This is a genomic window from Streptomyces sp. NPDC032822, assembly GCF_055578825.1.
In genome coordinates this window covers 118751-135843 of the sequence record NZ_JBVIOL010000005.1, presented here as the reverse complement: position 1 = coordinate 135843, position 17093 = coordinate 118751, and the positions used below count along the sequence as shown (strand labels likewise).

18 protein-coding genes are annotated in these 17093 nt (G+C 71.9%); 13 read left to right on the top strand and 5 right to left on the bottom strand.

Annotated features, from left to right (window positions below):
• The first annotated feature begins 38 nt into the window (after positions 1 to 38).
• Entirely contained in the window at positions 39 to 953 is a 915-nt protein-coding gene (locus ACZ5VD_RS16235; protein ID WP_468547970.1) for a HipA family kinase, read from the top strand.
• Positions 950 to 1243 (top strand): Rdx family protein, encoded by a 294-nt coding sequence (locus ACZ5VD_RS16230; protein ID WP_468547969.1) that lies wholly within the window; start codon positions 950 to 952, stop codon positions 1241 to 1243. Before ACZ5VD_RS16235 ends, ACZ5VD_RS16230 begins: the two co-directional genes overlap by 4 nt.
• Before the next feature lies 1 nt (position 1244).
• Here the strand turns inward: ACZ5VD_RS16230 and aceB are convergent, their stop codons facing one another.
• Together aceB and ACZ5VD_RS16220 are read right to left on the bottom strand one after the other, a co-directional pair.
• The gene (gene aceB, locus ACZ5VD_RS16225; protein WP_468547968.1) at positions 1245 to 2879 is read right to left on the bottom strand and encodes a malate synthase A; all 1635 of its coding nucleotides are present in this window, start codon (positions 2877 to 2879) and stop codon (positions 1245 to 1247) included.
• A gap of 209 nt (positions 2880 to 3088) precedes the next feature.
• Complete coding sequence (locus tag ACZ5VD_RS16220; protein WP_468547967.1) at positions 3089 to 3724, bottom strand: nucleotidyltransferase family protein; 636 nt, start codon at positions 3722 to 3724, stop codon at positions 3089 to 3091.
• A 218-nt stretch (positions 3725 to 3942) separates the two neighbouring features.
• On the opposite strand from ACZ5VD_RS16220, the gene ACZ5VD_RS16215 reads away from it, so the two are divergent.
• A complete protein-coding gene (locus ACZ5VD_RS16215) occupies positions 3943 to 4230 on the top strand; it encodes a DUF5955 family protein (protein ID WP_468547966.1) in 288 nt (95 codons plus the stop codon).
• 60 nt (positions 4231 to 4290) lie between these two features.
• On the opposite strand, the gene ACZ5VD_RS16210 is transcribed toward ACZ5VD_RS16215, so the two are convergent.
• The gene (locus ACZ5VD_RS16210) at positions 4291 to 5091 is read right to left on the bottom strand and encodes an IclR family transcriptional regulator (RefSeq protein WP_468547965.1); all 801 of its coding nucleotides are present in this window, start codon (positions 5089 to 5091) and stop codon (positions 4291 to 4293) included.
• A 246-nt stretch (positions 5092 to 5337) separates the two neighbouring features.
• On the opposite strand from ACZ5VD_RS16210, the gene allB reads away from it, so the two are divergent.
• The 4 genes from allB to ACZ5VD_RS16190 all read left to right on the top strand — a co-directional run bounded on the left by allB (position 5338) and on the right by ACZ5VD_RS16190 (position 9066).
• Positions 5338 to 6675, top strand: coding sequence for an allantoinase AllB (allB, locus tag ACZ5VD_RS16205; protein WP_468682542.1), 1338 nt, complete (start codon positions 5338 to 5340; stop codon positions 6673 to 6675).
• Between the two features lie 71 nt (positions 6676 to 6746).
• Positions 6747 to 7862: an allantoicase gene (gene alc, locus ACZ5VD_RS16200; protein WP_468547963.1), complete on the top strand. Its 1116-nt coding sequence runs from the start codon at positions 6747 to 6749 to the stop codon at positions 7860 to 7862.
• Between the two features lie 99 nt (positions 7863 to 7961).
• Entirely contained in the window at positions 7962 to 8585 is a 624-nt protein-coding gene (locus ACZ5VD_RS16195; protein WP_468547962.1) for a dihydrofolate reductase family protein, read from the top strand.
• 85 nt (positions 8586 to 8670) lie between these two features.
• The gene (locus ACZ5VD_RS16190) at positions 8671 to 9066 is read left to right on the top strand and encodes a ribonuclease domain-containing protein (protein WP_468547961.1); all 396 of its coding nucleotides are present in this window, start codon (positions 8671 to 8673) and stop codon (positions 9064 to 9066) included.
• 12 nt (positions 9067 to 9078) lie between these two features.
• Here the strand turns inward: ACZ5VD_RS16190 and ACZ5VD_RS16185 are convergent, their stop codons facing one another.
• Positions 9079 to 9273: a hypothetical protein gene (locus tag ACZ5VD_RS16185; protein ID WP_468547960.1), complete on the bottom strand. Its 195-nt coding sequence runs from the start codon at positions 9271 to 9273 to the stop codon at positions 9079 to 9081.
• A 169-nt stretch (positions 9274 to 9442) separates the two neighbouring features.
• Here ACZ5VD_RS16185 and ACZ5VD_RS16180 point away from each other — a divergent pair, with 169 nt between their 5' ends.
• From ACZ5VD_RS16180 to ACZ5VD_RS16170, 3 genes are all read left to right on the top strand, one after another.
• Positions 9443 to 10702: a sensor histidine kinase gene (locus tag ACZ5VD_RS16180; RefSeq protein WP_468547959.1), complete on the top strand. Its 1260-nt coding sequence runs from the start codon at positions 9443 to 9445 to the stop codon at positions 10700 to 10702.
• 89 nt (positions 10703 to 10791) lie between these two features.
• Positions 10792 to 11472 carry a response regulator gene (locus ACZ5VD_RS16175; protein ID WP_468547958.1) on the top strand — a complete coding sequence of 227 codons (681 nt, stop codon included), beginning with the start codon at positions 10792 to 10794 and terminating at the stop codon, positions 11470 to 11472.
• 55 nt (positions 11473 to 11527) lie between these two features.
• Positions 11528 to 12712 carry a cytochrome P450 family protein gene (locus tag ACZ5VD_RS16170; RefSeq protein ID WP_468547957.1) on the top strand — a complete coding sequence of 395 codons (1185 nt, stop codon included), beginning with the start codon at positions 11528 to 11530 and terminating at the stop codon, positions 12710 to 12712.
• A 238-nt stretch (positions 12713 to 12950) separates the two neighbouring features.
• Here ACZ5VD_RS16170 and ACZ5VD_RS16165 read toward each other — a convergent pair whose 3' ends face one another.
• Positions 12951 to 13973 carry a Gfo/Idh/MocA family protein gene (locus ACZ5VD_RS16165; protein WP_468547956.1) on the bottom strand — a complete coding sequence of 341 codons (1023 nt, stop codon included), beginning with the start codon at positions 13971 to 13973 and terminating at the stop codon, positions 12951 to 12953.
• 130 nt (positions 13974 to 14103) lie between these two features.
• On the opposite strand from ACZ5VD_RS16165, the gene ACZ5VD_RS16160 reads away from it, so the two are divergent.
• The 3 genes from ACZ5VD_RS16160 (at position 14104) to ACZ5VD_RS16150 (ending at position 16971) form a co-directional block, all read left to right on the top strand.
• The gene (locus tag ACZ5VD_RS16160; protein WP_468548311.1) at positions 14104 to 14841 is read left to right on the top strand and encodes a GntR family transcriptional regulator; all 738 of its coding nucleotides are present in this window, start codon (positions 14104 to 14106) and stop codon (positions 14839 to 14841) included.
• 397 nt (positions 14842 to 15238) lie between these two features.
• On the top strand, positions 15239 to 16387 hold the full coding sequence (locus tag ACZ5VD_RS16155; RefSeq protein ID WP_468547955.1) for an ROK family glucokinase: 1149 nt from the start codon (positions 15239 to 15241) through the stop codon (positions 16385 to 16387).
• Positions 16384 to 16971, top strand: a complete 588-nt coding sequence (locus ACZ5VD_RS16150) for a sugar kinase (RefSeq protein ID WP_468547954.1) — start codon at positions 16384 to 16386, stop codon at positions 16969 to 16971. Before ACZ5VD_RS16155 ends, ACZ5VD_RS16150 begins: the two co-directional genes overlap by 4 nt.
• Positions 16972 to 17093 lie beyond the last annotated feature (122 nt).

Sequence of the window (17093 nt, the reverse complement as noted above, 5' to 3'; positions counted from 1 at the left end):
AGAGGCACAGGGCACACCGCGACTGACGGGTTGAGGACATGCTGAGAGAGGTCGCCGCAACCCGCTACGTCGAGCCCCTGAGGTCCGGCGGCTCCGTGCCCGGCGTCGTCGAGGCCGACGACCTGGGCACGTACGTCGTGAAGTTCACCGGCTCCGCACAGGGTCGCAAGGCGCTGGTCGCCGAGGTGATCGTGGGCGAGTTGGCCCGCGCCCTCGGCCTGCGCTTCCCCGAGCTGGTCCTGGTGCACTTCGACCCGGCGATCGCCGACGACGAACCGCACCAGGAGGTCCGCGAACTCCACGGCGCGAGCGCGGGCGTGAACCTCGGCATGGACTACCTGCCGGGCGCCCGGGACTTCACCCCGGAGATCGCCAGGACGTTCCCCGTCGACCCGCTGGAGGCCGGCCGGATCGTGTGGCTCGATGCCCTGACGGTCAACGTGGACCGTACGGTCCACAGCTCCAACCTGATGGTCTGGCCCGCCCTCGGCGTCGCGCCGCCGCGCCTGTGGCTGATCGACCACGGGGCCGCGCTGGTCTTCCACCACCGCTGGGACGGCGCGGACCCGGGGAAGGCCTACGACTTCCGCCACCACGCCCTCGGCCACTCCGCGCCGGACGTGCGGGCGGCGGACGCGGAGCTGGCGCCCCGGGTCACGGAGAGGCTGTTGCGGGAGATCGCGGCCGAGGTCCCCGACGCCTGGCTGGCCGACGAGCCGGGCTTCGCCACCCCGGACGACGTCCGTGAGGCGTACGTCGGCTACCTCCACGCGCGCGTGCGGGCCTCCGCCGCCTGGCTCCCCACCGACTTTCCCACCCGGGAGGAACGCGCCGCCGAGGAGGCCCTCCGGGCGGCGAAGACGGAGCGAGGCCGGCCGAACTGGCTCAAGCGGGTCCCCGACCTGCACGGCAGGCCGGCCGTGGAACAGGATGGGTCGGTGCATCTGGCATGAGTGGCCGTGTCGAGATCGAGTACTGCACCCAGTGCCGCTGGCTGCCCCGCGCGGCCTGGCTCGCGCAGGAACTGCTCACCACCTTCGAGGCGGAGCTGTCGGAACTCGCCCTCAAGCCCGGCACGGGCGGCGTCTTCGTCGTGCGCGTCGACGACGAGGTCGTCTGGGACCGCCGCGAGCAGGGCTTCCCGGAGCCGACCGCGGTGAAGCGGGTCGTACGCGACCGAGTGGCCCCGGGAAAGTCCCTGGGCCACTCGGACACGCCCGCGCGGGACCAGCCCGCCCAGTGACTCAGCCGCGCAACTGCTCGTACGCCGGCAGCGTCAGGAAGTCCGCGTAGTCGTCGTCGAGGGCGACCGTGAGCAGCAGGTCGTGGGCCTGCTGCCAGTTGCCGGCCGCGAAGGCCTCCTCACCGATCTCGGCGCGGATGTCGGCGAGTTCCCGGGCGGCGACCTCGCGGGCAAGCTCCGGGGTCGCCTTCACGACGTTCCCGTCGTGCTCGAACTCGACGCCGGCGTTGATCCACTGCCAGATCTGCGAGCGGGAGATCTCGGCGGTCGCCGCGTCCTCCATGAGGTTGAAGATGGCGACCGCGCCGAGGCCGCGCAGCCAGGCCTCGATGTAACGGATGCCCACCTGCACGGCGTTGACGAGACCGTCGTACGTCGGCTTCGCCTCCAGGGAGTCGACGGCGATCAGGTCGGCCGCCTTGACGTCGACGTCCTCGCGCAGCCGGTCCTTCTGGTTCGGCTTGTCGCCGAGGACGGCGTCGAAGGAGGTCAGGGCGATCGGGACCAGGTCGGGGTGGGCGACCCACGACCCGTCGAAGCCGTCGCCCGCCTCACGGTCCTTGTCGGCCTTGACCTTCTCGAACGCGACCTTGTTGACCTCCTCGTCACGGCGGGAGGGGATGAACGCCGCCATGCCGCCGATCGCGTGCGCCCCGCGCTTGTGGCAGGTGCGGACCAGGAGTTCGGTGTACGCCCGCATGAACGGGGCCGTCATCGTCACCGCGTTGCGGTCCGGGAGGACGAACCTGGCGCCGCCGTCACGGAAGTTCTTGACGATGGAGAACAGGTAGTCCCAGCGGCCCGCGTTCAACCCCGAGGCGTGGTCGCGGAGTTCGTAGAGGATCTCCTCCATCTCGTACGCTGCCGTGATCGTCTCGATCAGCACGGTCGCGCGGACGCTGCCCTGCGGGACGCCGACGTAGTCCTGCGCGAAGACGAACACGTCGTTCCAGAGGCGTGCCTCCAGGTGCGACTCCGTCTTCGGGAGATAGAAGTACGGGCCCTTGCCGAGGTCCAGCAGCCGCTGGGCGTTGTGGAAGAAGTACAAGCCGAAGTCGACGAGGGCGCCGGGGACCGGGCTGCCGTCGGCGGCGACGAGGTGCCGCTCGTTCAGGTGCCAGCCGCGCGGACGCATCACGACGGTGGCGAGCTCGCCGTCGTCCTTGAGGGCGTACGACTTGCCGGAGGCCGCGTCGGTGAAGTCGATGTTCCGGGTGTAGGCGTCGGCCAGGTTGACCTGGCCGAGGACGACGTTCTCCCAGGTCGGCGCGGAGGCGTCCTCGAAGTCCGCGAGCCAGACCCGGGCGCCCGAGTTGAGGGCGTTGATGGTCATCTTGCGGTCGGTGGGGCCGGTGATCTCGACCCGGCGGTCGTCCAGGGCCGCGGGGGAGGGGGCCACCTTCCAGGAGTCGTCCGCGCGGATCGCGGCGGTCTCCGGGAGGAAGTCCAGCGTGGAGGTGCGGGCGATCTCGGCGCGGCGCTCCGCACGGCGGGCCAGCAGCTCGTCACGCCGGGGCGTGAACCGGCTGTGCAGCTCGGCCACGAAGGCGAGGGCCGCTTCGGTGAGCACCTCCTCCTGCCGCGGCAGGGGCTCGGCGTCGACGATGGCCAGCGGGGACGGCGCTGGTGCGGACATGAGCGGTCACTTCCTTCAGCGAGCTGCGTTCGGGCTGCGGCACCGGGTGCCAGTCGACCACGGGAGGGCGACGGACGCCCGGAGAGCGGTCAGGCGCTTCTGAACAGTGGATACTAGTTTCCTCATTGTGGAACTTCAATGGTTTGTTGATATCAAGACTCTCCGAGTCGAGGCAAACCGGGGCGGGGTGGCGCTCGGTGCCACCCCGCTCACTCAAGGTGGATCAGGTCGGCCTCCGTGTCGATGTCGTACGGCAGGGCCACGTCCCCGCACTCGACGAGCTCGATCGCCGTGGCGTGCTCCTTCAGATAGGCGCGTGCCCCCCGGTCGCCGGTGGCAGTCGCGGCGATGCCCGCCCAATGGGCGGCTCCGAAGAGGACGGGATGTCCGCGGACGCCGTCGTAGGCGGCCGACACCAGGGAGGACTCGTCCCGGTGGGCGGCGAGCACGCGCGCGACCGCCCGCGGTCCGATGCCGGGCTGGTCGACGAGCGACACCAGTGCGGCCCGCGCGTCCGTGCGGGAGAGCGAGTCGAGCCCGGCCCGCAGTGAGGAGCCCATGCCGTCGGCCCACTCCGGGTTGTCCACGAGCACGCAGCCGTCGAGTCGCGCCCGCTCCCGTACGGCGGCGGCCCCGGCTCCCAGGACCACGTGGACGCGGGTGCAGCCGGCCGCCCGCAGCACGCCGATCGCGTGCTCGACCAGTGGCCGTCCCCGGTGTTCGAGCAGTGCCTTGGGGCGTCCGCCGAGCCGGCGCCCGCCTCCCGCGGCCAGGAGCACCCCGGCGACCTGCCGGGTGTTCGCCCGTGCCCGCTCCCGTTCCTTCTCCCGTGCGTTCTCCGTCATGGGTCCTGCATACCTGACGCCCCGGCGGGCGCCCGGTTTCCGTGGGCCGAATTTCGGTCAGGGCGGTGGCGTACCCGGTCCGGGGTGGCGTTTACTGACCCGCGTCCCCCCGGCGCCCGATCAGCGCGCACGGGATGCCCGGCGGGATCGGAGAACATGCGGGCGCACAACGGCGTGCGAGGGGGAGAGCTGTGTTGCGGAGCTTGGGGCAGAGGCCGGTGAGCGGCAGCGACGAGGATCTGAGAGTGGCGGAACTGCGGACGGCTGTGTCTCGCCTGCGCCGCGAACTCGCCGCGCACCCGGCCGAGTTCCCCGATCGCGCTATCGCCGAGGACGAACTCGCGGTGCTGGCCGCGATGACGGCCGACGGAACGCCCGAGGTGCCGCGACTGCGCCGCTCCCTGTTGCTGATCGCGGGCGCGATCGGCTCCGTCAGTGCGCTGTCCCGGGGGCTGGCGCAGGTGCGCGACGCGGTGGAGCTGTTCGCGCAGCCGCCGCGCCGCTGAGGGTCTCCCCGGGCGCCGCAAGGATGCGGCCGAGGTGTTCTCCGGCCGCCCGGGGGGTTCTCAGGCGGCCGGGCCGCCCGGGTTGGCCAGTGCCTCCGACAGTTCCACCGCCACCTGCTGGAGCACCGGCACGATCTTCTCCGTGGCCGCCTCGGTGACCCGGCCCGCCGGTCCCGAGATCGACAGGGCGGCGGACGTGGGGGAGTTGGGGACGGACACCGCGAGACAGCGGACGCCGATCTCCTGTTCGTTGTCGTCGACCGCGTAGCCCTGGTGGCGCACGACCTCCAGCGCGGCGAGGAAACCGTCCGGCGTGGTGATCGTCTTCTCCGTGGCGGCGGGCATGCCGGTGCGGGCCAGCAGGGCGCGCACCTCGGCGTCCGGGGTGTTGGCGAGCAGGGCCTTGCCGACGCCGGTGGAGTGCGGCAGGACGCGCCGGCCGACCTCGGTGAACATCCGCATCGAGTGCTTCGACGGCACCTGTGCCACGTAGACGATCTCGTCGCCGTCCAGCAGCGCCATGTTCGCGGTCTCGCCGGTCTCCTCGACCAGGCGGGCCAGATAGGGGCGGGCCCAGGTGCCGAGCAGCCGGGAGGAGGACTCGCCGAGGCGGATCAGGCGCGGGCCCAGCGCGTAGCGGCGGTTGGGCTGCTGGCGTACGTATCCGCAGGACACCAGGGTGCGCATCAGCCGGTGGATGGTCGGCAGGGGCAGCCCGCTGCTCGCGGAGAGCTCGCTCAGGCCGACCTCACCGCCTGCGTCCGCCATGCGTTCCAGCAGGTCGAAGGCGCGCTCAAGGGACTGGACTCCGCCGCTGGCGGATTTCGCGGAGTCGGTGGTGCTGGCGCTGGACGTCGGCACGGCGCGTTCCTTTCGGACAGGCGGGAAGGGCAGAAGCCTACCCGTCGGTCGGTTGACTCCCCGATGGTGCGTAGCTACGTTCTGTTGGGCGGAATTATATTTCCGTCTTGTGGAAACGTCCAGAGAGGGAGCCTTTGTGGTCCCCTGGGGAGGCGCGCCCTTGACGGCGTGAGGGCGGGAGTGAAGACTCCTTCAACAGAACGTTGAATTCCGTTACGTGGAAGTAAATCCGCGAGAGGGGTCCGGGTGTCCGACGTAGAACTGGTGCTGCGCTCGACGCGCGTCATCACCCCGGAGGGGACACGCGCCGCCTCGGTCGCGGTCTCCGCCGGCACCATCACCGCCGTCCTGGCGTACGACGCGGAGGTGCCGGCCGGTGCCCGCCTGGAGGACGTCGGCGACCACGTCCTGCTGCCCGGCCTGGTCGACACCCACGTGCACGTCAACGACCCCGGCCGCACCGAGTGGGAGGGCTTCTGGACCGCCACCCGCGCCGCGGCCGCCGGCGGCATCACCACCCTCGTCGACATGCCGCTCAACTCGCTCCCGCCCACCACGACGGTCGGCCACCTGCGGACCAAGCAGGAGGTCGCCGCCGACAAGGCCCACATCGACGTCGGCTTCTGGGGCGGCGCCCTGCCCGACAACGTCAAGGACCTGCGCCCGCTGCACGAGTCGGGCGTCTTCGGCTTCAAGGCCTTCCTGTCGCCCTCCGGAGTCGAGGAGTTCCCGCACCTCGACCAGGACGGGCTGGCCCGCTCCCTCGCCGAGATCGCCTCCTTCGACGGTCTGCTGATCGTGCACGCCGAGGACCCGCACCACCTCGACGCGGCCCCGCAGCGGGGCGGCCCCCGGTACACCGACTTCCTGGCCTCCCGCCCGCGCGACGCCGAGGACACGGCCATCGCCCAGCTCATCGCGCAGGCGAAGCGCCTCGACGCACGCGTGCACGTGCTGCATCTGTCCTCCTGCGACGCGCTGCCGCTGATCGCGGCCGCCAAGGCGGAGGGCGTCCGCCTCACCGTCGAGACCTGCCCGCACTACCTCACCCTCACCGCCGAGGAAGTCCCGGACGGCGCCAGCGAGTTCAAGTGCTGCCCGCCGATCCGCGAGTCCGCCAACCAGGACCTGCTGTGGCAGGCCCTGGCGGACGGCACCATCGACTGCGTGGTCACCGACCACTCGCCGTCGACGGCGGATCTGAAGACGGACGACTTCGCGACGGCGTGGGGCGGCATCTCCGGCCTCCAACTGAGCCTCGCGGCCGTCTGGACGGAAGCCTGCGGGCGCGGCCACGGCCTGGAGGACGTGGTCCGCTGGATGTCGTCACGGACGGCCGCCCTCGTCGGCCTCGACCGCAAGGGCGCCATCGAGGCCGGCCGCGACGCCGACTTCGCGGTCCTCGCACCGGACGAGACGTTCACCGTCGACCCGGCCGCCCTCCAGCATCGCAACCGCGTCACGGCGTACGCCGGAAAGACCCTGTACGGGGTCGTGAAGTCCACCTGGCTGCGCGGCGAACGCATCGTCGCGGACGGCGAGTTCACCGACCCGAAGGGGCAGCTCCTCACCCGCACCCCCTGATCCACCCGGCCCCGCGGCCGTGGTTCCCCGCTCCCGCGAGCGGCCGACTCCGAAAGGCAGACCTGATCATCGTGACGGCGACCCAGAGTTTCACCGGCGACGCGAACCCCTACGGAGGCGGCGACCCGTACGCGGACTACCGCACCGCCGACTTCCCCTTCACCCGGTACGCCGACCTCGCCGACCGGCGGCTCGGCGCCGCGGTGATCGCCGCCAACGACGAGTTCTTCGCCCAGCGCGAGAACCTGCTGGTGCCCGGGCCCGCCGAGTTCGACCCCGAGCACTTCGGGCACAAGGGCAAGATCATGGACGGCTGGGAGACCAGGCGCCGCCGCGGTGCCTCCGTGGACCACCCGTGGCCGACGGCCGAGGACCACGACTGGGCGCTGGTCCGCCTCGGCGCCCCGGGCGTCGTCCGCGGCATCGTCGTCGACACCGCCCACTTCCGCGGCAACTACCCGCAGGCGGTGTCGGTCGAGGGCACCTCGCTGCCGGGCTCCCCGTCCCCGCAGGACCTGCTGTCCGACGACGTGAAGTGGACGACGCTGGTCCCGCGCACCCCGGTCGGCGGTCACGCGGCGAACGGCTTCCCCGTGGCGGTGGAGCAGTGCTTCACCCACCTGCGTGTCAACCAGCACCCCGACGGCGGCATCGCGCGGCTGCGCGTCCACGGCGAGGTCGTCCCGGACCCGGCGTGGCTGGAGGCGCTCGGCACCTTCGACGTGGTCGCCCTGGAGAACGGCGGCCTGGCCGAGGACGCCTCCGACCTCTTCTACTCACCCGCCTCCCACACCATCCAGCCGGGCCGCTCCCGCAAGATGGACGACGGCTGGGAGACCCGCCGCCGCCGCGACCAGGGCAACGACTGGATCAGCTACCGGCTGGCCGCCCAGTCGCGGATCCGCGCCCTGGAGATCGACACGGCCTATCTCAAGGGCAACAGCGCGGGCTGGGCGTCGGTATCGGTGCGGGACGGCGAGGAGGGCGACTGGACGGAGATCCTCCCGCGCACCCGCCTCCAGCCCGACACCAACCACCGCTTCGTCCTCGCGGCCCCGGTGGTCGGCACACACGCGCGCGTGGACATCTACCCGGACGGCGGGATCTCCCGGCTGCGGCTGTTCGGCTCCCTCACGGAGACCGGCGGGGCCGCGCTGGCGGCCCGCCACCAGGAACTCGGCGGCTGACACCCGCCGCACTCCTCGAACGCCCACCGATGAGTTGCGGGTGCCGCGGGGGTCTGCCCTGATGACAACAGACCCCACCTCCGAAAGGCGGCACCCGCCATGGGCAAGCTCGTGCTCACCGGCTTCGTCACCCTCGACGGCGTCCACCAGGCCCCCGGCGGGCCCGACGAGGACACCCGCGACGGCTTCCGGCAGGGCGGCTGGACCGTCCCGTACGGGGACGACGACTTCGGCCGGTTCGTCGACGAGGTCTTCGGCCGCGTCGGCGCCTTCCTCCTCGGCCGTCGTACGTACGAGATCTTCGCCGCCTACTGGCCGAAGAACACCGACCCGGCCGACCCGGTCGCCTCCAAGCTGAACGCCCTGCCCAAGTACGTCGCCTCCGCGAGCCTCACCGACCCCGCCTGGTCCGGCACCACCGTGATCGGCGGCGACCTGGCCAAGGAGGTCACCGCCCTCAAGGAGCGCACCGACGGCGAGCTCCAGGTGCACGGCAGCGGCGCTCTCGCCCGCTCCCTGCTCGCCCTCGACCTGGTCGACACCGTCCATCTGCTGACCTTCCCGGTCGTGCTGGGCGCCGGCCACCGCCTCTTCCCCGAGGGCGCCGTCCCGACCGCGTTCCGGCACACCGAGGGGCGTGTCACCGGCAAGGGCGTCTCCATCCAGACGTACGACGTCACGGGCCCTCCGGAGTACGGCTCCTACGAGCTCCCCGCAGGTTAACTCCCCGAAAACTCCTCGGACCTGACGGGAAAATCCCCAAACTTGTCATTGACATGCCATCGTCTACGCGCGTCATCATGGATCCATGAGATTCCCCCCACGAGCAACCCGTATCGGCGCCGCGGCCGCCCTGATGTCCGCCCTCCTGGTGGGCGGCACGGTGACCGCCACCTCGGCGAACGCGGCCGCCACGGCGGTCGGCAGCGTCTGTTACAGCGACCTGCCCTCCCAGGCCCACGACACGCTCGACCTGATCGAGCAGGGCGGTCCCTATCCGTACTCGCAGGACGGGTCGGTCTTCCAGAACCGGGAAGGCGTCCTGCCCGGCCAGTCGAGCGGGTACTACCACGAGTACACGGTCATCACACCGGGCTCCTCCACCCGCGGCGCGCGCCGCATCGTCACCGGTGAGGAGACGCGGGAGGACTACTACACGGCCGACCACTACGCCTCGTTCGACCTGGTCGACCACGGCTGCTGAGCGACCGGGGCCTCACCTCCGGCTCTCCGCGACGGCGAACAGCGCGAACGCCAGGACGACCAGGGCGACGCTCGCGTAGACCCCGTAGCCGTCCAGGAAACCGATCCGCTGCACGAGACCCACATGCCAGTCGGTGAACTCGTGCAGGAGGCCCATCACGCCCTGCGCCAGGGCGAGAAAACCGAGTAGCTCCAGCAGCTGCTTCATGGAAAGACCCTCGCCCCGCGGACCCCCCACCCACATCGGCCGCGGGGCGAGGCACTTCCGACGGAAGTACCGGTCCCGCCCGGACCGCCGCGCCGAAAGTCTCCGGTGCCGCGACTTTGGTCGAGGATCCGGCGCGCGCAGGGGTGGCGCGGACCATCACTGCGTAGATTTGTCGACCGTGAGCGAAGACGTGACGGTACCCGAACCACCCGCCTTCCCCCGGCGGCGCTGGCTGTTGCCGTCCGCGGTGATCCACGACGTCGACCCCGGCACCGGGCGGCCCGGGGGGCGGCCCCGGCGGACCGCACGCGACTGGATCGTCGACTTCTCCTGCTTCCTGCTGGCCGTCGTCGTCGGCATCGTCGGCGCCGACGCGGTGACCTCCAACCCGCATGTCCCGCACTGGTTCGCGGTGGTGGACCAGTGGATCGGAGCCCTCGCCTGCGCCGCGGTGTGGCTGCGCCGCCGCTGGCCGGTCGGGCTGGCCGTGGCGACGATCCCCGTCGGCATCGTCTCCGACACCGCGGGCGGCGCCTGCATGATCGCCCTGTTCACGCTCGCCGTGCACCGCCCGCTGCGGTACGTGGCCTGGGTGGGCGGCATCAGCATCGCGCTCGTCCCGGTCTACTTCTGGCTGCGCCCCGACCCCGAACTGCCGTACGTCGTCGGAGTCGGCATCGTGGTGCTGATGACGGCGGCGCTGGTCGCCTGGGGCATGCTCGTGCGCGCCAAACGACAGCTCTGGCTGAGCCTGCGCGACCGCGCCCGGCGGGCCGAGACGGAGGCCCGGCTGCGCGCGGAGCAGGCCCAGCAACTGGCCCGCGAGGCCATCGCCCGGGAGATGCACGACGTCCTCGCACACCGGCTGACGCTGCTGAGCGTCCACGCGGGCGCCCTGGAGTTCCGCCCGGACGCGCCCCGCGCGGAGGTCGCCCGGGCGGCCGGCGTCATCCGGGAGAGCGCCCACGAAGCACTCCAGGACCTCCGGGAGATCATCGGCGTGCTGCGCGCGGGCGACGCCGACGACACCGGCCGCCCGCAGCCGACGCTGGCCGCCCTGGACACCCTGGTCGCCGAGTCCCGCGAGGCCGGCATGAAGGTCGTCCTGGACAGCCGTGTCACCGACCCCGCGACCGTCCCCGCCTCGGTCGGCCGCACCGCCTACCGCATCGCCCAGGAGGGCCTCACCAACGCCCGCAAGCACGCTCCCGGCGCGGAGGTCACGGTGTCCGTCACCGGTGCCCCCGGGGACGGCCTGACCCTGTCCGTACGCAACCCCCCGCCCGACGGCGAGGTGCCCCACGTCCCCGGCTCCGGCCAGGGGCTGATCGGACTGACCGAACGCGCGACGCTCGCCGGGGGCCGCCTGGAGCACGGTCCGGAACAGGGCGGGGGATTCGGGGTGCGGGCATGGCTGCCATGGGGCTGACACCGGCGGCCGACGGCGCGGGAACAGGCCCCAACTCGCCCGGCACCACGGTGATTCCCTTACCGCACAACCGTGATTACGTAGCCCCCATGACTGCGATCAGACTGCTCCTCGTCGACGACGACCCACTCGTCAGGGCGGGCCTGTCCTTGATGATGGGCGGCGCCGACGACATCGAGATCGTCGGCGAGGCCGCCGACGGCGGCGAGGTCGAGGCGCTCGTCGACCGCACCCGCCCCGATGTCGTCCTCATGGACATCAGGATGCCGACGGTGGACGGCCTTGCCGCCACCGAGCGGCTGCGCGCCCGGCCGGAGGCCCCGCAGGTCGTCGTCCTGACCACCTTCCACGCCGACGAGCAGGTCCTGTGGGCCCTGCGCGCGGGCGCCGCCGGATTCGTCCTCAAGGACACCCCGCCCGCCGAGATCGTCGACGCGGTGCGCCGGGTCGCGGCCGGCGACCCGGTCCTCTCGCCCACCGTGACCCGTCAGTTGATGGAGCACGCGGCCGGCGCCGCCGCCGACACACGCCGTACGCGCGCGGGTGCCCGGATCGCCGCCCTCAACGACCGCGAACGCGAGGTCGCCGTCGCCGTCGGCCGGGGCCTCGCCAACGCCGAGATCGCCGCCGCGCTCTACATGAGCGTCGCCACGGTCAAGACCCACGTCTCCCGCATCCTGGCCAAACTCGACCTCAACAACCGGGTGCAGATCGCCCTGTTGGCGTACGACGCGGGACTTCTGGAGGAACCGGAGGGGGGCGGGCACTAGCCCCGGCCGCCGTGCGTTGTGCGTGCGAGGGGACGAGGCGGGAGAGGGGGACGCCATGAAGGAAGTGATCGATCTCGGGGAGTACGGGGACGCCTTCCGCACGGATCCGCATCCCGTGTACGCCCGGCTGCGCGAGAGCGGCCCGGTGCACCGGGTGCGGCCGCCCGGGTCGCGCGCCGACTACTCGGTGTGGCTGGTCGTCGGGTACAAGGAGGCGCGTGCCGCGCTCACCGACGCCCGGCTGGCCAAGGACGGCCGGCGGATCGGCGTGACGTTCCACGACGAGGACCTGATCGGCAGACACCTGCTCGGCGCCGACCCGCCCGAGCACACCCGGCTGCGCGGCTTCGTCTCACGCGCCTTCACCGTGCGACGGGTGGAGGAACTGCGCCCGAGGGTCCAGGAGATCACCGACGACCTGTTGGACGCGATGCTGCCGTCCGGTCGGGCGGACCTGGTGGAAGCCCTCTCCTACCCGTTGCCGATCACCGTGATCTGCGAACTCCTCGGCGTACCCGAGAGGGACCGCACGGAGTTCCGGAAGCTGTCCACGGAGGTCGTCGCACCCGCACGTCCCGAGAACTCCTACGACGCCGTCCGGCGGCTCGGCGCGTACCTCACCGAACTGATCGAGGACAAGCGGTCCGCCGGTCCGAGCGGCGACCTGCTCGGGGACCTGATCCACACCACCGCGGAGGACGGCGACCGGCTGTCCGTGCGGGAACTGCGCGGGATGGCCTTCCTGTTGCTGATCGCCGGCCACGAGACGACGGTCAACCTCATCACCACCGGCGTCCACACCCTGCTCACCCACCCGGACCAACTGGCCGCCCTGCGCACGGACATGAGCCTCGTCGACGGCACGGTCGAGGAGGTGCTGCGCTTCGAGGGCCCGGTGGAGAACGCGACGTTCCGGTATGCGGCCGAGCCCCTGGAGATCGGGGGAGTCGCCATCGGTCAGGGCGATCCGGTGATGATCGGCCTCACCGCGGCCGACCGGGACGGCAGCCGCTGTCCCGACCCTGACCGCTTCGACATCCGCCGGGACACCCGCGGCCACCTCGCCTTCGGCCACGGCATCCACTACTGCCTGGGCGCCCCGCTGGCCCGCCTGGAAGCCCGCACCGCGATCCGCACCCTCCTGGACCGCGCCCCCGCCCTCGCCCTCGACGGCGACCCGGGCGACTGGCTGCCCGGGATGCTGATGAGAGGGCTGCGCACACTGCCGGTGCGTTGGTAGCCGGATAGCCGCGGGGAGCCGGGTGGACGGGCGCGGGCCCCGGCGGGGCACCGGGGAACCAGGCACAGCACCGGAACCCTCAGGGGGAGGGGCACAGGCGCAAATACCTGTCACAGCACAGAAGCTCTCAGGGTGCACAGGCGTAACCCCTGTCACAGCACAGGAGCCCTCGGCGGGGGCGCGGGCGCGGAACCCGTCGCAGCCTGGAGCCCCCGGTCGAGGCACCGGAGGGAACCTGTCACAGCATGGGAGCGCCGGCCCCGCCCGCGACCTCCGCCAGCCACACCACCCTGCGCTCCCGCCGCGACATCTCGGACGCCTCGGCGATCCGCAACGCCTGCAGGGCCTCGCGCCCGTCGCACGGATTGGGCAGCTCCCCCCGCACCACGTCGACGAACGCGCACAGCTCGGCCTCGTAGGCGGGCCCGAACCGCTCCAGGAACCCGGTCCACGGCTTGTCCGCGGCCGGCGGTCCCGTCGGCTCGGTGGACGCGATCGGCGTACGGTCGTCCAGCCCCACCACGATCTGGTCCAGCTCCCCGGCGAGCTCCATGCGCACGTCGTAGCCCGCCCCGTTCAGGCGCGTCGCCGTAGCCGTGGCGAGCGTGCCGTCGTCGAGCGTGAGCAGCGCCGCGCCGGTGTCGACGTCCCCCGCCTCGCGGAACATCGAAGGGCCCGCGTCGGACCCGGCCGCGTACACGTCGACGACCTCGCGCCCCGTCACCCAGCGCAGCACGTCGAAGTCGTGGATCAGGGTGTCCCGGTAGAGCCCGCCGGACAGCGGCAGCCAGGCGGCCGACGGCGGCGTCTGGTCGGACGTCAGCGCCCGCACGGTGTGCAGTCGCCCGAGCCGTCCCGAGCGCACCGCGTCCCGGGCGCCCGTGTAGCCCGCGTCGAAGCGGCGCTGGAACCCCATCTGGAGGACCGTGCCCGCCGACTCCACCTCACCGATCGCTTGTAATGTTCCCGTCAGATCGAGTGCTATCGGCTTCTCGCAGAACACGGGAAGTCCCGAGCGTGCTGCCCGACCGATCAGTTCGGCGTGGGCCGCCGTCGCCGTGGTGATCACCACGGCGTCCACGCCCCACCTGAAGATCTCGTCCACTCCCGGCGCGGCCGTCTCGCCCAGCCGGTGCGCGAGATCCTGGGCCCTGGCGGGGTTCACGTCCGTGAGGATCAGGGAGCCGACCTCCCGATGCCTGCTGAGGGTGTTCGCATGGATGGTGCCGATGCGGCCCGTACCGATGACTCCGATGCGCATGGGACCAACCTGCGGTCGGACCCGTCGGCCTGTCAATGCGTATGTCCGGACAACCGAACTACACAACTTCCCGTCAACCATCCACAGAGCTACGCTCGGGGCCGTGCCGAAACCAGAGGTGGACCCCGCCGTGACGCTCGAACTCAGTGTGGACCGGAGCAGCCCGGTGCCGTTGTACTTCCAGCTGTCCCAGCAGTTGGAGGCCGCGATCGAGCACGGAGCGCTGACGCCCGGAAGCCTGCTGGGCAACGAGATCGAGCTTGCCGCCCGGCTCGGCCTGTCCCGGCCGACCGTCCGGCAGGCCATCCAGTCGCTCGTCGACAAGGGCCTGCTCGTGCGCCGCCGAGGCGTCGGTACGCAGGTCGTGCACAGCCAGGTCAAGCGCCCCCTGGAACTCAGCAGCCTCTACGACGACCTGGAGGCGGCCGGCCAGCGGCCCGCGACGAAAGTCCTCGTCAACACCATGGTCGCGGCGACCGCGGAGATCGCGGCCGCGCTCGCGGTGGCCGAAGGGAGCGACGTGCACCAGGTGGAGCGGCTGCGTCTCGCGCACGGCGAGCCGATGGCGTACCTCTGCAACCACCTGCCGCCCGGACTCCTCGAACTGGACACCGGGCAGCTGGAGGCCACCGGCCTGTACCGCATGATGCGGGTCGCCGGGATCACCCTGCACAGCGCCCGGCAGTCCATCGGCGCCCGCGCCGCCACCGCCGCCGAGGCCGAGCGGCTCGCCGAGGACGAGGGCGCCCCCCTGCTCACCATGCAGCGCACGACCTTCGACGACACCGGCCGGGCGGTCGAGTTCGGCAGCCACACCTACCGGCCGACCCGCTACTCCTTCGAGTTCCAGTTGCTCGTACGTCCCTGAAGCAGAAGTTCCGGTTGGTCGCAATGTCAGGACATTTCGATCGGCTCGCCTTCCCCGGCCCTCCCGTCCCGGGGTGTCGTGTTCGTCACTCACCGCCCACGCCACGCACACCCGGTGGGGGACCGGTTCGTCCTGCTGGAACGGGGCACGATGGTGGACGGTCACATCCGTGACTCCAGACCCTGGACGAGTCGACCCGGCAGACGGCGGGCGGAGATGAGCTGGACGATCCACGCCATGAACGGCAGCGCGCCCGAGGCGGGCGGGGTGGTGACCTGTGGGCTCCGCCGCGTCGGCGCGACCGGCTCCCACGCACCCGCATCCCGCAAACGACAGGAACCGCCCCATTGCTCCCCCGCGCAGCACGCAGCGTGAGCGTGCGGCAGAATCGGCCCCGATGAGCACCTACGGCAACTTCAGCGCCCCCATCGGCTCCCGCCGCGCCCCGGCGCTCCGCACGGTCGGCACCCGGGAGCGCCGCTCGCTCCTCACCGCGCCCCGCGTGCCCACCGTCGGCATCGACATCGGCGGCACCAAGGTGATGGCGGGCGTCGTCGACGCCGATGGCAACATCCTGGAGAAACTCCGCACGGAGACCCCGGACAAGTCCAAGAGCCCGAAGGTCGTGGAGGACACGATCGTCGAACTGGTCCTGGACCTGTCCGACCGCCACGACGTGCACGCGGTCGGCATCGGCGCGGCCGGCTGGGTCGACGCCGACCGCAACCGCGTCCTGTTCGCCCCGCACCTGTCCTGGCGCAACGAGCCGCTCAGGGACCGCATCACGAGCAGGCTCTCCGTCCCCGTCCTCGTCGACAACGACGCCAACACCGCGGCCTGGGCCGAGTGGCGCTTCGGCGCGGGCCGGGGCGAGGACCACCTCGTCATGATCACGCTGGGCACCGGCATCGGCGGCGCGATCCTGGAGGACGGCCAGGTCAAGCGCGGCAAATACGGAGTCGCCGGGGAGTTCGGCCATATGCAGGCCGTGCCCGGCGGACACCGCTGCCCGTGCGGCAACCGCGGCTGCTGGGAGCAGTACAGCTCCGGCAACGCCCTGGTCAGGGAGGCCCGCGAACTGGCCGCGGCCGACTCCCCGGTGGCGTACGGGATCATCGAGCACGTCAAGGGCAACATCGGCGACATCACCGGCCCGATGATCACCGAGCTGGCCCGTGACGGTGACGCCATGTGCATCGAACTGCTCCAGGACATCGGGCAGTGGCTCGGCGTCGGCATCGCCAACCTGGCCGCGGCCCTCGACCCCTCGTGCTTCGTGATCGGCGGCGGCGTCTCGGCCGCCGACGACCTGCTGATCGGCCCCGCGCGGGACGCCTTCAAACGGCAGCTCACCGGCCGCGGCTACCGCCCCGAGGCCCGGATCGTCCGCGCCCAGCTCGGCCCCGAGGCCGGCATGGTCGGCGCCGCCGACCTCGCCCGCCTGGTCGCCCGCCGCTTCCGCCGCGCCAAGCGCCGCCGGGTCGAGCGGTACGAGCGCTACGAGAAGTACGCGGAGGCCCGCCGCACCTCGCAGGACACGGCGTGACGGCGTCGCTGCCGCGCCAGGCCGCGGCCCCGGACGAGGAGCCGCGCCGGCCGCCTCCCGAGGACCGTCGGCACCGCAACCGCCGGCGGGCGATCACCCTGCTCATCATCGTCCTGCTCATCGGCGTCCCGGCCGGCTATCTGGTGATCTCCGCCAACCAGAGCCGCAGCAGCGGCCGGGACAAGGAGGCCAAGTACTCGGCGACCGGCCTCAGCCCGGGCTACCCGTCCAAGGTCCAGCGCCGCATCTACCAGGTACCGGTCCCGCACCCGGCGGACCTCATCGCCTACTACGAGACCAACAACTGGAAGACCAGCCGCCTCTACGTCCAGTTCCGGACCAGCCCCGCCGGCCTGGACGCCTTCCTCACCGGGGTGGGCATCAACCGGGAGGACCTCAAGCCGGGCAAGATCACCATCGGGACGCGGGACCAGGGCATCACCGGCTGGTCGTTCAAGGGCCCGGGCCCGTGGTCCGGCATAGTCCACGCGCAGAAGAACCCGGCCCCCACCCAGGACATCGTCGTGAACCTGGCCGACCCGGCCAACCCCATGGTCTACGTCGTCTCACGCACGGTTCCCTAGAACCAGCCGCCCCGGCAGGACGCCGGCCCCGGGCAGGCCGAGCAGCCCGGCAGGGCGACCGACCCGGCAGAACGAGCCGCCCCGGCCGGTCGTCGGGGCCGATTGTCAGACCCCGCCCGTAG

Coding starts and splice junctions, on each gene's coding strand:
- ACZ5VD_RS16235 (WP_468547970.1), top strand. CDS start 39: ATGCTGAGAGAGGTCGCCGCAACCCGCTACGTCGAGCCCCTGAGGTCC.
- ACZ5VD_RS16230 (WP_468547969.1), top strand. CDS start 950: ATGAGTGGCCGTGTCGAGATCGAGTACTGCACCCAGTGCCGCTGGCTG.
- aceB (WP_468547968.1), bottom strand. CDS start 2,879: ATGTCCGCACCAGCGCCGTCCCCGCTGGCCATCGTCGACGCCGAGCCC.
- ACZ5VD_RS16220 (WP_468547967.1), bottom strand. CDS start 3,724: ATGACGGAGAACGCACGGGAGAAGGAACGGGAGCGGGCACGGGCGAAC.
- ACZ5VD_RS16195 (WP_468547962.1), top strand. CDS start 7,962: ATGGGCAAGCTCGTGCTCACCGGCTTCGTCACCCTCGACGGCGTCCAC.
- ACZ5VD_RS16190 (WP_468547961.1), top strand. CDS start 8,671: ATGAGATTCCCCCCACGAGCAACCCGTATCGGCGCCGCGGCCGCCCTG.
- ACZ5VD_RS16185 (WP_468547960.1), bottom strand. CDS start 9,273: ATGAAGCAGCTGCTGGAGCTACTCGGTTTTCTCGCCCTGGCGCAGGGC.
- ACZ5VD_RS16175 (WP_468547958.1), top strand. CDS start 10,792: ATGACTGCGATCAGACTGCTCCTCGTCGACGACGACCCACTCGTCAGG.
- ACZ5VD_RS16170 (WP_468547957.1), top strand. CDS start 11,528: ATGAAGGAAGTGATCGATCTCGGGGAGTACGGGGACGCCTTCCGCACG.
- ACZ5VD_RS16165 (WP_468547956.1), bottom strand. CDS start 13,973: ATGCGCATCGGAGTCATCGGTACGGGCCGCATCGGCACCATCCATGCG.
- ACZ5VD_RS16155 (WP_468547955.1), top strand. CDS start 15,239: ATGAGCACCTACGGCAACTTCAGCGCCCCCATCGGCTCCCGCCGCGCC.